Genomic DNA, 13818 nt, shown 5'->3' with positions numbered 1-13818 from the left:
ACGAACGCAAGGCCGTCCACTTCCTGGCCTTCACCAGCATCGCCTGCACCCTCATCTGCTACCGCAGACTCGCCAAATGAGATGACCTCTAAGTGCCGCCTGCCCTGCGCGTGAGCGTCTCGCTACAGGTCCGTGCTGTCGCCCGCCCACGGCCGCGCCGTGGCCCACCCCGCCAGCAGACCCGCGCCTGCGGTCACCGTGGTGAAGCTCAGCGCGTTGCCGACGGAGGCGATCGCGGCCAGAGCGGTCAGGGCCGCGCCCGCGGTGAGGGCGATCGGTGTGGAGCGCGGGGTGCGCCACAGGGCGTAGAGGGCCCAGCCGAATCCGGCGGCCAGCAGGAGCGCTCCGACGAGGCCCTGTTCGGCCGCCTGCTGAAGCAGGGCCGAGTGCGGTCTGTCGTCGGGCAGCGCGGCCTGCGGCCCGTTGTCGCTCAGCTCGCCGAAGCGGCCGGGGCCGACACCCAGGCCCGTGTCCCGGCGGGCCAGTCGCAGCGCGTCCTGCCACAGCTGGACCCGGTGCGGGGTGAACCGGCTCTCCAGCGCCTCGGCCAGGCCGCCGGGCAGGGCACCTGCGGCGATCGCGCAGATCGTCCCCGCCACCAGGGCCGCCGCGAGCGCGAGGCCGGCGATTCCGACGCCTCGGCGGGGCATGGAGCCCGCGGCGAGCGAGCACAGTAGAACCGCGGCACTGGCGGCGCAGCCGATGGCCGAGCCCATGACGGCCCCGGTCAGCGCGATCCCGGCGGCGAGCAGCCGCAGCCCGAGCCGCACCCCGGGCCCGCGTGCGGCCCAGGCGGCGCAGCACGCCGCGCCTGTGGCCAGCGCCAGCAGGGCGGCGGTGGCCCCGGCGTGCCCGAGCGGGGCGGCGTACCGCGGGCCGGGAGAGAGGTCGGGCAACACCACGGCCAGAGCGAGTCCGGCCGACGCACCGGCGCAGGGCGCGGCCATCGGAAGCAGCGCCCCGGAGATCCGGCCCGCGGCATAACCGGCGATCACGGCGAGCACCGCGAGCAGCACCCCTTCGGGTCGCCCGCCGTCGGCCGCCGCCGTGATCAGCGACCAGGCGGCGCACGCTCCCAGAAGGATCATGCCCGCCCCGTCAGAAACGTTTCGCCTGCCTCTGTGAGCGTCCGCACCGGTCGCGGACCTCGTCCCCGTCGACCCCACCCGCCGCCCCTCGCACCCCGGTCCCCCGACCTGTGGCAGGCCCCGGCCGCACGCACCGGGACCGGCCGCACCGCTGAGGCTCGGGCACACCGTAGCTGCTGATGACCGATTTGGGCACGAGCAGCGCCGGAACGTCGTGATTCCGGCGCGGTGCAGGTGAGGCACCGCTCGCGGCAGCCCGTGCTGTCGGCGGCAACGTCAACCGCCGTACACTCCCCGGGTGACCGTCACCGCAACTTCCGTGGACCAGTCCGGCCAACTCCAGCCGTCCCCCGCGCCGAGCGCGCGCGCCCGTCGGCTGCTGCGCCTGGTCCCGGCCGTCGCCTCCGCACTCTGCGGAGTGCTGCTCTACGTCAGCTTCCCGCCGCGCACGCTGTGGTGGCTGGCCCTGCCCGCCTTCGCCGGCTTCGCCTGGGTACTGCGCGGCCGGACCTGGAAGGCGGCGCTCGGCCTCGGCTACCTCTTCGGACTCGGCTGCCTCCTGCCGCTGCTGGTGTGGACCGGCGTGGAGGTCGGCCCCGGCCCCTGGATCGCGCTGGTCGCCATCGAGGCGGTCTTCGTCGCCCTCGTCGGCGTGGGCGTCGCAGCGGTGTCCAAGCTGCCTGCCTGGCCGGTGTGGGCGGCCGCTGTGTGGATCGCGGGCGAGGCGGTACGCGCGCGCGTGCCCTTCCGCGGCTTCCCCTGGGGCAAGATCGCCTTCGGCCAGGCCGACGGTGTCTTCCTGCCGCTCGCCGCGCTGGGCGGCACCCCGGTGCTCGGCTTCGCGGTCGTCCTGTGCGGCTTCGGCCTGTACGAGGCGGGGCGTCTGATCGCCGAGCGGCGCCGCACCCGGACCCTGCGTCGCGGTGCCGCGGCCGCCGCGCTGCTGAGCGTGGCCGTACCGGTGGCGGCAGCGGTCGCCGCGCGGCCGCTGGTGAGCGACAAGGCCGAGGACGGCACCGCGACCGTCGCGGTCATCCAGGGCAACGTGCCCCGGGCCGGGCTGGAGTTCAGCGCCCAGCGGCGGGCCGTCCTCGACTACCACGCGCGCGAGACCCTGGAGCTCGCCGCCGACATCAAGGCCGGCAAGGTCGCCAGGCCCGACTACGTGCTGTGGCCGGAGAACTCCTCCGACATCGACCCCTTCACCAACTCCGACGCGGCCACCGTCATCGCGGGCGCCGCCAAGGCCGTCGGTGTGCCCATCTCGGTCGGCGGAGTCGTGGAGAAGGACGGCAGGCTGCTCAACGAGCAGATCCTGTGGGACCCGGCCAAGGGGCCGACCCAGACCTACGACAAGCGGCAGGTGCAGCCGTTCGGCGAGTACCTTCCACTGCGCGGCCTCGTCGGCGCGATCAACAAGAACTGGACCAGTATGGTCCGCCAGGACTTCAGCCGGGGCAGCAAGCCGGGCGTGTTCGACATCGACGGCGCCAAGGTCGGCCTCGCCACCTGCTACGAGGCCGCCTTCGACTGGGCCGTGCGGGACACCGTCACCCACGGCGCTGAGATGATCTCCGTGCCCAGCAACAACGCCACCTTCGACCGCAGCGAGATGACCTATCAGCAGCTCGCCATGTCCCGCATCCGCGCCGTCGAGCACAGCCGGACCGTGACCGTGCCGGTGACCAGCGGCGTCAGCGCGATCATCATGCCGGACGGGAAGATCACCCAGAAGACCGGCATGTTCGTGCCCGCCTATCTCGTCCAGAAGGTCCCGCTGCGCACCTCCGAGACGCCCGCGACCAAGCTGGGCATCCTGCCGGAGATCGCCCTGGTGCTGGTCGCCGCGGGCGGGCTCGGCTGGGCGATCGGGTCCGGAATACGTGCCCGGCGCTCGGGTGACGCGTAGCCGTACGTCCGCCGTACGCCCGGGGAACCACCGGACTGACGGAACCGGCCCGTTAGGGTCGGTTCCATGGCTATTCCCGACTTCATCAGCACGATCAGGGCCTCCGCGGGCCACCAACTGCTGTGGCTCCCCGGAGTCAGCGCCGTCGTCTTCGACGACCGGGGCAGGATCCTGCTGGGGCAGCGCGCGGACAACCACCAGTGGGCGCTGCTCTCCGGCATCCCGGAGCCCGGTGAGCAGCCGGCCGCCGCCGCCGTGCGCGAGGTGTACGAGGAGTCAGCCGTACGGTGCGTGGCGGAACGGATCGTCATGGTGAAGTCCGGCGAGCGGATCACCTACAACAACGGCGACGTCTGCCAGTTCATGGACATCACCTTCCGCTGCCGGGCCGTCGGCGGCGAGGCACGGGTCAACGACGACGAGTCGCTGGACGTCGGCTGGTTCGAGGTGGACGCGCTGCCGACGATGGACGAACACCAGCTGGTCCGGATCAAGCAGGCCCTGTCCGACGAACCCACATGGTTCGACCCTACGAGTTTTGAATGAAGTATGGGGTGTGACCACATGTGGCCGGGCAGGCGTGCTGCTTAGGGTCGGCACATGACCCAGCCCAGCGCCCTGCCCGGCCCGCACGCCCCCTCGCTCGACCTAGGCGGCCGCACCGCCCTCGTCACCGGCGCCGCCGGCGGCATCGGCGGCGCCTGCGCGCTGCGGCTGGCGGCCGCCGGGGCCAAGGTGAGAGCCGTCGACCGGGACGCGTCCGGCCTCGACGCACTCGCCGACCGGGCCCGGGACCTGGCGGGCACCGTCGAACCGCACGTCCTGGACCTCACCGACCTGGATGCCGCCGAACACGCCGCCGCCGGCACCGACGTCCTGGTCAACAATGCCGGGCTGCAGCTGGTGCGCCCCATCGAGCAGTTCCCGCCCGAGGTCTTCCACACGGTGCTGACCGTGATGCTGGAGGCGCCGTTCCGGCTCGTCCGCGGCGCCCTCCCGCACATGTACGCGCAGGGCTGGGGGCGGATCGTCAATGTGTCCTCCGTCCATGGACTGCGTGCCTCCGCCTTCAAGGCCGCCTATGTGGCCGCCAAACACGGCCTCGAAGGCCTGTCCAAGACGGCCGCCCTGGAGGGCGCCCCCCACGGTGTGACCTCGAACTGTGTGAACCCGGCCTATGTGCGCACCCCACTGGTCGAGAAGCAGATCGCCGACCAGGCCCAGGCGCACGGCATCCCCGAAGAGCGCGTCCTGTCCGACATCCTGCTCAAGGACAGCGCCGTCCAGCGGCTCATCGAACCGGAGGAGGTCGCCGAGGCCGTGGCCTACCTGTGCAGCCCGCAGGCGTCCTTCGTCACCGGTACCTCGCTGGTGCTGGACGGCGGATGGACGGCCCACTGAGCGGGTCGGCGGCGCCCGGCCGGAGAGTTTTCCACAGGCTCGACGGGCCGGGCGCCCGATGCGGAATCCTGTGACCATGTCTCGCGATCACCTCCAGCCGGCCGAGCCCCCCACCACCGAGGGCGCCACCGGGGTGTCCGTCGGCAGCGCGGAGGCCCCGTACCTCGAGCTGCTGGCCCGCGACGCCTCGGTGGAGGCGTACGAGCAGCCGGTGCTGCTCGCCCGCGCCGAGGGCGGACCGGCCGACCGGATCGCCGCGCTGGAGCGCGCCAAGCTCCTCGCACTGCGCGTGCGCTCGGAACTGGAAGGGCGACGGCGACGCGAGGCGGAACTGTCGGCCCTCTTCGAGACCGCCCACGACCTGGCCGGCCTCAGGGACCTGGACGCCGTCCTCCAGGCGATCGTCCAGCGCGCCCGCTCGCTGCTCGGCACGGACATCGCCTACCTCAGCCTCAACGACCCGGCACGCGGCGACACCTACATGCGCGTGACGGAGGGCTCGGTCTCCGCCCGCTTCCAGCAGCTGCGCCTCGGCATGGGCGAGGGGCTCGGCGGACTCGTGGCCCAGACCGCACGGCCGTACGTCACCGACGACTACTTCCAGGACGACCGCTTCCAGCACACCCTCACCATCGACGCCGGCGTCCGCGACGAGGGCCTGGTCGCCATCCTCGGCGTACCGCTGATGCTCGGCCCGCACGTCATCGGCGTCCTCTTCGCCGCGGACCGTCGAGCGCGCGTCTTCGAACGCGAGCAGATCGCCCTGCTCGGCTCCTTCGCAGCGCTCGCCGCGGCCGCCATCGACACCGCCAACCTGCTCACCGAGACCCGCGCGGCCCTGGCGGGACTGGAACACGCCAACGAGATCATCCGGGACCGCAGCGCCGTCATCGAGCGCGCCTCCGACGTGCACGACCGGCTCGCCGAGCTCGTGCTGCGCGGCGGCGGGGTCCACGACGTGGCCGCGGCCGTCTCGCAAGTCCTCGACGGAGCGGTCGAGTTCACCGAGGTCGGTACGGCACCGGCCGAACCCCTGGAGGCGTCCCGCGCCGAGGGACACGCCGTACGGCACGGCGGCGACTGGATCGCCGCGGTGACCGCGGGCGGCGAACTGCTCGGCGCGCTGGTGCTGCGCGGCCACCCCGGCCTGGACCCGGTCGACCAGCGCACCCTGGAACGCGCGGCGATGGTCACCTCGCTGCTCCTGCTGGCCCGCCGCTCCGCCGCCGAGGCCGAACAGCGCGTGCGGGGCGAACTGCTGGACGACCTCCTGGACGCCCGCGACCGGGATCCGCGCCTGCTGCGCGAACGCGCGGCCCGGCTGCACGCCGACCTGGACGCCACCCACGTCGTCCTCGCGACCCGCCTCGACGGCCCGGCGGCCGACGCCGACGAGGAAGCCGCCGCCCGCCGCCGCCTGTGGTCCGCCGCCTCCCACCTCGCCGCGACCCGGCAGGGCCTGGCCGCCGCCCGCGACGGCGGCACGGTCCTGCTGCTCCCACTGGCCGACGGCGACACCGCCACGGACGTGGCCCGCCGCACCGCCCGTCACCTCGGCACGGCGGTCCACCAGCCCGTCACGGTCGGCGCCTCCGCCCCCGTCACCGACCTCGCCGCCCACCCCGACACGGTGGCCGCCGCCTACGCCGAGGGCCGCCGCTGCCTGGACGCGCTGCACCTCCTCGGCCGTGACGGAGACGGCGCGGCGGCCGAGGACTTCGGCTTCCTCGGCCTGCTCCTCGCGGGCGAACGGGACATCGGTGGCTTCGTGGACCGCACCATCGGCCCGGTGGTGGCCTACGACGCGCGCCGCGGCACGGAGCTGCTGCGCACCCTGGACGCGTACTTCGCCTGCGGACTGAGCCCGGCCCGCACCAAGGACGCACTCCACGTGCACGTGAACACGGTCGCCCAACGGCTGGAGCGGGTGGGCCGCCTCCTGGGCGAGGACTGGCAGAGCCCGGCCCGCGCCCTGGAGATCCAACTGTCCCTGCGCCTGCACCGGTTGGCGGCACCGGGACGGCACTGACCGGCCCCCGCACGGGAGCCGGTCAGTGCACAGGAGATCTGGCGCCGGTCAGACGGTCCGCGCCTCGGCCGCCGGACTCGCCGCGGCCTGGCCGCTGTCCTCGGCCTCCACCTGGGCGAGATCCCGGTGCCGCGTCTCCCGGGCCACGCCCACGGCGATCAGCGTCAGCACGGCGGCCGCGATCACGTACAGGGCGATCGGGTTGGAGCTGTGGTAGTCGTCGAGCAGCGCGGTGGCGATGAGCGGGGCGGGCGCCCCGGCCGCCACCGAGGCGAACTGGGCACCGATGGAGGCACCGGAGTACCGCATCCGGGTGGCGAACATCTCGGCGAAGAAAGCGGCTTGCGGCGCGTACATGGCACCGTGCAGGACCAGCCCGACGGTCACGGCGAGCACCAGGTACCCGAACGAGCCGGTGTCGACGAGCGAGAAGAACGGGAACATCCACAGTCCGATGCCGGCCGCACCGAGCAGGTACACGGGCCGGCGCCCGACCCGGTCGGAGAGGGCGCCCCAGGCCGGGATCACGGCGAAGTGCACGGCGGAGGCGATGAGGACGGCGTTCAGCGCGGTCTGCTTCGAGACGCCGGCGGACGTCGTGGCGTACACGAGGATGAAGGCGGTGATGACGTAGTAGCTGATGTTCTCCGCCATGCGGGCGCCCATGGCGACGAGCACGTCCCGCCAGTGGTGCCGCAGTACGGAGACGAGGGGCGGCTTCTCGGCCTCGCCGGTCCGCCGTGACTCGGCCCGCTCCAACGCCTCCTTGAAGACGGGTGATTCATCGACGGAGAGACGAATCCACAAACCGACCATCACCAGCACACCGGAGAGCAGGAACGGGATCCGCCAGCCCCAGCTGCCGAAGGCGTCGTCCGAGAGCACGGCGGTCAGCAGCGACAGCACACCCGTCGCCAGCAACTGCCCGGCGGGCGCCCCCGTCTGCGGCCACGAGGCCCAGAATCCGCGCCGCCGGGCATCCCCGTGCTCGGACACCAGCAGCACGGCGCCACCCCACTCACCACCGAGCGCGAACCCCTGTACGAGGCGCAGTGCGGTCAGCAGCACCGGCGCGGCGGCACCGACGGTCGCGTGCGTCGGCAGCAGCCCGATGGCGAAGGTCGCCCCGCCCATCAGCAGCAGGCTGAGCACCAGCAACTTCTTGCGCCCCAGCCGGTCACCGTAGTGCCCGAACACGAGCGCCCCCAGCGGGCGGGCCGCGAACCCGACGGCATACGTCAGGAACGACAGCAGTGTCCCGACGAGCGGATCGGACTCCGGAAAGAACAGCTTGTTGAACACCAGCGCGGCGGCGGAGCCGTACAGGAAGAAGTCGTACCACTCGATGGTGGTGCCGATGAGGCTGGCGGCGACGATTCGGGGGAGGCTGGCGGGGGGTGGGGGAGCGGTGTTTCCGGAGGCCATGTGCGCCACTTCCTCGTGTGCGGTGGGGACGGGTACGTGTCGGCACACCGTAGGAAAGGGCAGGTCAGAGGCGTATGTGGTGGGACACCATAGTTCTGGGTGAGGGAGTGCGTGCGGCCACCATGGAGGCGCCATCGGGGCCTCGGCGACGGCTGCAATGCGGCAGCAAAGGGCGCTGTCCGAGTTGCACTGCTCGGGCATGATGTGGAGGCGTCGTAGTGACTCCCGTGCTGGTTTGGCGCTGGCTAAAAGCCCACGTCATCACCCCTTCCCCCCCTCCCGTGCTGACTTGGTGCTGACTACGCTGCGTAGAACTCCGGCATGAGCCGCAAATCGGATGTCGCAGTGCTGGGGGCGTGCGGGGCACCCCGGAAGGGCGTGGACGATGAGCGGCATCAACGGTCCGAGCCTGTGGCAGCTCTGCGCGAACCGCGACCGTGGTTGCCCGCAGCTGTTCGTCGACCCCGATGCTCCGGCGGAGCGTCGCGCGCTGCTCACCGGTGACTTCGGACAGCGTGTCCGCACGAGCGCCGGGGAAATCGCCTCTCTGGTGGACGAGGCGAGGGCCGGAAAGCGTGCTCCCCCCTTGACCCCTGACCGGCGACACGGTCGCCGTGAGCCGTCGAGGCGCGGCCCTGAACGTGCCGCGGCCAGCAGCGCCGCAGGAGTTGGCCGCTGTCGCAAATGGATCGACTCGACCGAGGAGAGCCGCGGTTGAACGTCCGTCGCGATCTTGGCGGTTTGGTCCATGTGGACGCGGGCCGGACTGCGGGGCTGCCGGCCGTTTCGCTCTGGAGCTGTGACGTTCAGCAGTGCGGCGGCTGGTTGCTCAGTGAGGCCGCCACCCGCATCCACACCCCGAAGAGCCGGTACACGTTGGACAGCGCGCCCTGAGCCTGGACGGTTCGGGAGTCTGTCGAGCTGACGCCTGGGATTCCCAGGAGGGTGGAGGCCACTGAGGCCGACTGCCAGCGGAGAGCGAGGGTAGACGAGGCCGAGGCTACGGACGGGGTCGTCAGGGGTGCGGAGAGACTGGAGGCGACGGCTTCGCGGTCGGGCCCTGCGACAACCGCTCGCACTCCCCGCCAGACAGTGGTGCCGACCAGCACCGCCCTGCATGATGAAGTCCGCACGCTGCCGGCGCAGCGCGACAATCCGCCGGTCCTGGCTGCATGGCTGTGGCCACCGCTCTGAGTCGTGGCGGTCCCACCTGGCACAGGTTGTAGGGACCCTCCAAGGGTGTCTACACCAGTCAAGATCGGTTGCGCGCGCACGAGTGTTTCCGGGGAGCGGTGCAGGAACGCCTGCCCGAGCAGCCGACGCGCCGCAGGAAGGTACTCCCCGGTGCGAGATACTCTCCCGATGAGTTCACGTACTTCTCCGATCAGCCAGCCGATCACGATACGGAGGGCAGTCGCGCGGGATGCCAAACGGCTCACGCGGCTCGTGCGTGGCTCAGGCGCCTACGAGGGTAAGTACGCAGCCGCAGTGGCGGGTTACCGGGTCGGTCCTGATTACATCGAAGCCCACCGCGCCTTCGTAGCCATCGGTGCCGACGAGCATGGAGGCCGGGTCATCGGGTTCTACTCGCTCGTCCTCGCTCCGCCGGAGCTCGACCTGCTGTTCGTCGCCGACGAAGCGCAAGGACGTGGTATTGGACGGCTGCTCGTTGCGCACATGCAGTCCGAGGCCCGTGCCGCCGGGCTCGACCGTGTCAAGGTCGTGTCGCATCTTCCCGCCGAGGACTTCTACCACCGCGTCGGTGCAGTGCGGACCGGGACAGCGCTCGCGAACCCGCCCGCAGTGCCGTGGGACCGTCCCAAATTCGAGTTTCGCATTCCTTCGGAATGACGCGGTGTGCCGGTTCGCAGGGCACCGGCTTCGCCCGCACGGTGGCTGGCATGCAGGAGCCGCTGGGCGCCGCGCGCTGAGTGTGTGCCGTCGTCTCTGCCCTGGCGGGGGATCGCCTGCGCCAGCGGCCTCTCCCGGCGACTCCCTCGCCTCTGGCGCTCCAGGGCCACCGAAATCGCGTACACCTCGACTCGCTCCACACACGATCGAGGTCGGCCGCGTAAATGCGTAGGTCACACAACCCTGATCTGCGAGACGAAGTGGCCACAGTCCACCGTCAGCGCTGTAGGGGGTGACGCCTTGCCAGTGCAGCCATCGGCGCAAGTGGAAGTAGTCACAGCCCTTGCCCCGTGGAGCTTGGCCGACCGGCGTCGGTGCGGCCCGCGGTGGGGCGGAGCGGCGGCAGGCTCCGGACAGGGGCATGGGAGCCTGACTGTCGTGGGTGTTGGCCAGGTCCGACTCGGCGTTCGGGTCGTCGTAGGCGTTGACGATGGCGATGGTCCTGGCAGAGGCGCTGGCGGAGGCGCGGCGGTCAGGTCGTAGGCCGACTGCAGGTCGCTGGGGCCGTAGTCGGTGGGGGAGTCCGCGGCGGCGTTCGGCCGGACGGTCTGGGGTGCGATGCCCTTCTTCGCCGCCTGCTCTTCCTGGAAGGCGGTGGTGCCGCTGGTGACGCGCAGGGCGTTGCAGGATGCATAGCCCTTCTTCGGGGTGCCGGCGCACTGCAGCATCTCCAGGCGGGACCGCCGGGCCGCCCAGCGCTACGGCGTGGAGGGCCGCTGCGGGGAGCGGAGTACGAGCAGGGTGATCTCGCTCGGGGCGAAGACGCGGAAGGGCGGGCCCCAGAAGCCGGTACCGCGGCTGGTGTAGAGGAGGGTGCGGGTGCCGTGCCGGCTGAGGCCGGCGAGGGCGGGCTGGTCGATGCGGACCAGGTGGTGGAAGGGCCAGATCTGGCCGCCGTGGGTGTGGCCGGAGAGCTGGAGGTCGACGCCGTCGGCTGCCGCCCGGTCGACGAACTTGGGCTGGTGGGCCAGGAGCAGGACGGGGTAGTCGGGGTCGGCGCCGTGCAGGGCTCCGGCGAGGTGGGCGCCGTGGCCGGCGAGGCCGGAGGACTCGGCGGTGACGTCATCCACGCCGGCGACCACGATGGTGTCGCCACCGCGTTCGAGCAGCAGATGGCGGTTGCGCAGCGGCTCCCAGCCCAGCTCGTCCATCAGGTCGACCCAGCCCTGGGCCTCGCTGTAGTACTCGTGGTTGCCGGTGACGTAGACCCGGGCCCGGGTGGCCTGCACGGTGCCGAGTGGGGCGGCCTGGGCGCGGCGGCGTTCGGCCGTGCCGTCCGCGATGTCGCCGGTGTGGCAGACCAGGTCGGCCTTCAGCGTGTTGACCGTCTCGCATACACGCGCCGACCAGCGGGCGCGGTCGAGTGGGCCGTAATGGGTGTCGGTGATGAGGACGACGCGCGTGCCGTCCAACCCAGCCCCCAGGCGCGGAAGTTGCACGTCCAGGCGACGTACCCGTGGTACCCGGCGGGCCTCGGCGTACCCCCAGGTGAGCAGCACGGTGGCTGCGCCGAGGACCGCCCAGGTGACGATCCGGGCCCGGTCCTGGCCGTCGCCGACGCCGGTCACGGTCAGGGCGAGCCGCAGCGGGACGCCGAGCACGACGGACCAGGTGAACAGGGTCCAGATGGTGCCCAGCAGGGTGTCTCCGACGATCGCCGCCCAGTCCTGCTGGCGTCGGCCGTGGCCGCGCACCATCGCGAGCGGCATACCGATCAGGCCGAGGGCGAACAGGGCGGTGCCGGCGAGCGTGACAGGGAGCGGCCAGTGCTGGCCGGTGTGCAGCAGCAGCCAGCAGGGCACGGTCCACAGCAGGACGGGGGCGATCAGGGGGAGGTAGCGCATCAGGTGGTGCAGTCGGCTCTGCTGAGTCGCGTGCGCTGCACTGTCGGCGGATCGGGTTTCGCTGGTGTCGGTCACGCTTCCCCTCCTTGAGTGACCAGGCTGCCGTCGCGCGCACTGTATCCGGCCGTCCCGGGCCGGTCGGACGGACGGGGTGGTCATGGTGGGCAGCCCCATGCGGCGAGGTGGCCTCCGAGAAGTGATCACCAGCAAGATGAGCAGGACGGCGAGGATCGCCGTCACCAGGGGGCCGTCACCTCGGCGGGAGCTTCGAGCCCCGTACAGCAGCGCGGTGCCGGTGATGACCGAGGCCATCTCCCCGGAGGCGGCCACGATACGGTCCTGCCGCCGCCGCACATGTCGGTCGCCCCAGTACTGGCGGCTCTCACTGAACCCCAGGATCAGCGTGGGCAGCACCGCGGTGAACACCGCCGCGAACACCCCCATTCGATGCCGGCCCATCCGTCGGCGTGCCAGCCCAGCAGCGGAGCCAGGACCAGAATCCAGTTCCGGGGCACATCGCCGTCACTGAGCAGCCAGGCCCAGCGCGCCGCAGAGCGAGGCACCACCTCGCCCGCGGCTGGGTGGGAAGAGCCGGGCGGCGGGGCGGACACGGCAGGTGAAGCAGCCGAAGCCGCAGCGTTGCGACACCTCTGAAAGCCCGTCCCTCACGTGGTGTTGCCGCCGGGTGCGGCCGTTCATCATCGAAACGACACCCTCGTCACGGCAACCGCGCGGCCTGCTCGATGCCAGTCGGCATTCCCTGTGCCGTGCCGAGGGGTGAGTGCGGGTACGGCTCGCTGCGCAGCACAGCCGCCAGCACGATGCCGGTGCCCCCGTAGGTCAGAGCACCGGTGAACATCCCCGCAGTGAGGACCAGGAGCCGCTCGGGGCGCCAGAACATATGCATCCACACGGTGGTGTAGACGGCGACCAGGGCCGCGACCAGAAGAAGCGAGGTGCACTTCGCCAGAGCGGGCACGAGCGGGGGCAGCCGGCCCGCACCAGCCGCTGGTCGAACAGTGCGGATCGGGCTGTGGCGACGAACATCGTGAACGCGATGACCAGTCACAGGGCCTGGAGAGCGCCGTTGATCTGGACCAGAATGTTGCCGGCCATGACCACCGTGCGCCCCACCGCACGGATCCGGAACCGCAAGGGCGGTACGGGCTACCACCGTGAACGCCCACGTGGTCCACAACGGCACGAACAGGACCACAATGATCAGCGCCAGTCTGTTACGTGCCTGCTCGTTCAGCGTGAACCGTAAGGCCGTACGGAAGCAGGACCCACCGCGAGGCGATGGCACGATGGCGGCGCCGACGGAGCATCGCGGCGGCGGTCCCCAGGACGAGCGGCAAGTGGCCGCACAGCGCAGCCAGTTCGGCCAGGCTCTCACGCTCCCGCAACGGGCGGTCGTCGTCCGCGCCGACGGAGTGCAGGGCGCGGGTGAGGAAGGCGACGGAGTCCTCCGGCGCGAGCGTCTCCAGATCGATGAGCCGTGCGGGCACAGCGTCCGATCGGTCCCGGGAAGTGATCAACACGCGATGCTGTTCCGTGCCGGGCAGGAGGGGCAGGTACTGAGACGGGTGCGAGGCGTTGTCCAGGACGAGCAGCGTGCGTTCCCGGCGCTCGGCGAGGAGCGCGTGATACAGGTCGTACTGGTGCGCCGCGGCCTGGGGCAGATCCGAGCCGCGGACGCCGAGTGCGTCGAGCAGGCCCAGCACCGCCTGGTCGGCGGTGACCGGGTCGTCGTCGTAGCCGCGCAGGTCCACGAAGAGTACGCCGCCGGGGAACCAGTCCTGTGCAAAGGCGATGTGGGCAGCCTCCACGGCGAGTGCGGTCTTGCCGATGCCGCCCATGCCGGTGAGGCTGCTGACCACGACGGGTACCGTGTCCTTCCCGCCCTGCGCCGGCGCGAGCTGCCCGAGCAACCGGTCCAGCTCGGCGGCCCGGCCCGTGAAACCCACGGGACGGGCGGGCAGCGAGGTGCTTACGCGCGGGACGGAGCCGTGTGCGACAGGCCTGTTGTCGGCGCCGGAGGTCCTCACCGGGTCCGGTAGGGATGGCGGCACCCCGTGGGGTTTTAATCGCCGGTGTCGTCGGCGTCCTTCGGAGTGACGGATGCGGCATGGACGGGCTGACGCGCCGCAGCACCTCTATCGCCACCGACGCGGCGTGCGCCGCCGCCTGGCACACCGCGAAGGACGAGAC

At 71.7% G+C, this 13818-nt stretch carries 9 protein-coding genes and 1 pseudogene; 5 read left to right on the top strand and 5 right to left on the bottom strand.

The annotated features are described in order from the left end of the window. Positions 1-122: 122 nt before the first annotated feature. A complete protein-coding gene (locus ACWC5O_RS42140; RefSeq protein WP_450591816.1) occupies positions 123-1088 on the bottom strand; it encodes an O-antigen ligase family protein in 966 nt (321 codons plus the stop codon). A gap of 298 nt (positions 1089-1386) precedes the next feature. Here ACWC5O_RS42140 and lnt point away from each other — a divergent pair, with 298 nt between their 5' ends. The 4 genes from lnt (at position 1387) to ACWC5O_RS42120 (ending at position 6427) form a co-directional block, all read left to right on the top strand. Beyond that, the gene (gene lnt, locus ACWC5O_RS42135) at positions 1387-2997 is read left to right on the top strand and encodes an apolipoprotein N-acyltransferase (RefSeq protein ID WP_450591815.1); all 1611 of its coding nucleotides are present in this window, start codon (positions 1387-1389) and stop codon (positions 2995-2997) included. Between the two features lie 66 nt (positions 2998-3063). After that, on the top strand, positions 3064-3543 hold the full coding sequence (locus ACWC5O_RS42130) for an NUDIX hydrolase (RefSeq protein WP_450591813.1): 480 nt from the start codon (positions 3064-3066) through the stop codon (positions 3541-3543). Between the two features lie 54 nt (positions 3544-3597). Beyond that, on the top strand, positions 3598-4398 hold the full coding sequence (locus ACWC5O_RS42125) for a 3-hydroxybutyrate dehydrogenase (RefSeq protein ID WP_450591812.1): 801 nt from the start codon (positions 3598-3600) through the stop codon (positions 4396-4398). A gap of 76 nt (positions 4399-4474) precedes the next feature. Beyond that, positions 4475-6427, top strand: a complete 1953-nt coding sequence (locus tag ACWC5O_RS42120; RefSeq protein WP_450591811.1) for a helix-turn-helix domain-containing protein — start codon at positions 4475-4477, stop codon at positions 6425-6427. A gap of 48 nt (positions 6428-6475) precedes the next feature. Here the strand turns inward: ACWC5O_RS42120 and ACWC5O_RS42115 are convergent, their stop codons facing one another. Continuing rightward, positions 6476-7852, bottom strand: a complete 1377-nt coding sequence (locus ACWC5O_RS42115) for an MFS transporter (protein WP_450591809.1) — start codon at positions 7850-7852, stop codon at positions 6476-6478. A gap of 1362 nt (positions 7853-9214) precedes the next feature. Here ACWC5O_RS42115 and ACWC5O_RS42110 point away from each other — a divergent pair. After that, the gene (locus ACWC5O_RS42110) at positions 9215-9703 is read left to right on the top strand and encodes a GNAT family N-acetyltransferase (RefSeq protein WP_450591808.1); all 489 of its coding nucleotides are present in this window, start codon (positions 9215-9217) and stop codon (positions 9701-9703) included. Positions 9704-10461: 758 nt separating this feature from the next. On the opposite strand, the gene ACWC5O_RS42105 is transcribed toward ACWC5O_RS42110, so the two are convergent. The 3 genes and pseudogenes from ACWC5O_RS42105 to ACWC5O_RS42095 all read right to left on the bottom strand — a co-directional run. Then, positions 10462-11682, bottom strand: coding sequence for a metallophosphoesterase (locus ACWC5O_RS42105; protein WP_450591818.1), 1221 nt, complete (start codon positions 11680-11682; stop codon positions 10462-10464). A 643-nt stretch (positions 11683-12325) separates the two neighbouring features. Then, on the bottom strand, positions 12326-12586 hold the full coding sequence (locus ACWC5O_RS42100) for a hypothetical protein (protein WP_450591807.1): 261 nt from the start codon (positions 12584-12586) through the stop codon (positions 12326-12328). Between the two features lie 313 nt (positions 12587-12899). Further along, positions 12900-13538 (bottom strand): annotated as a pseudogene (locus ACWC5O_RS42095) (NB-ARC domain-containing protein); the annotation flags it as partial. Positions 13539-13818: the final 280 nt, after the last annotated feature.

The sequence above is a fragment of the Streptomyces sp. NPDC001450 genome (genome assembly GCF_053597295.1).
This window is presented reverse-complemented; position numbering and strand designations above follow the sequence as displayed.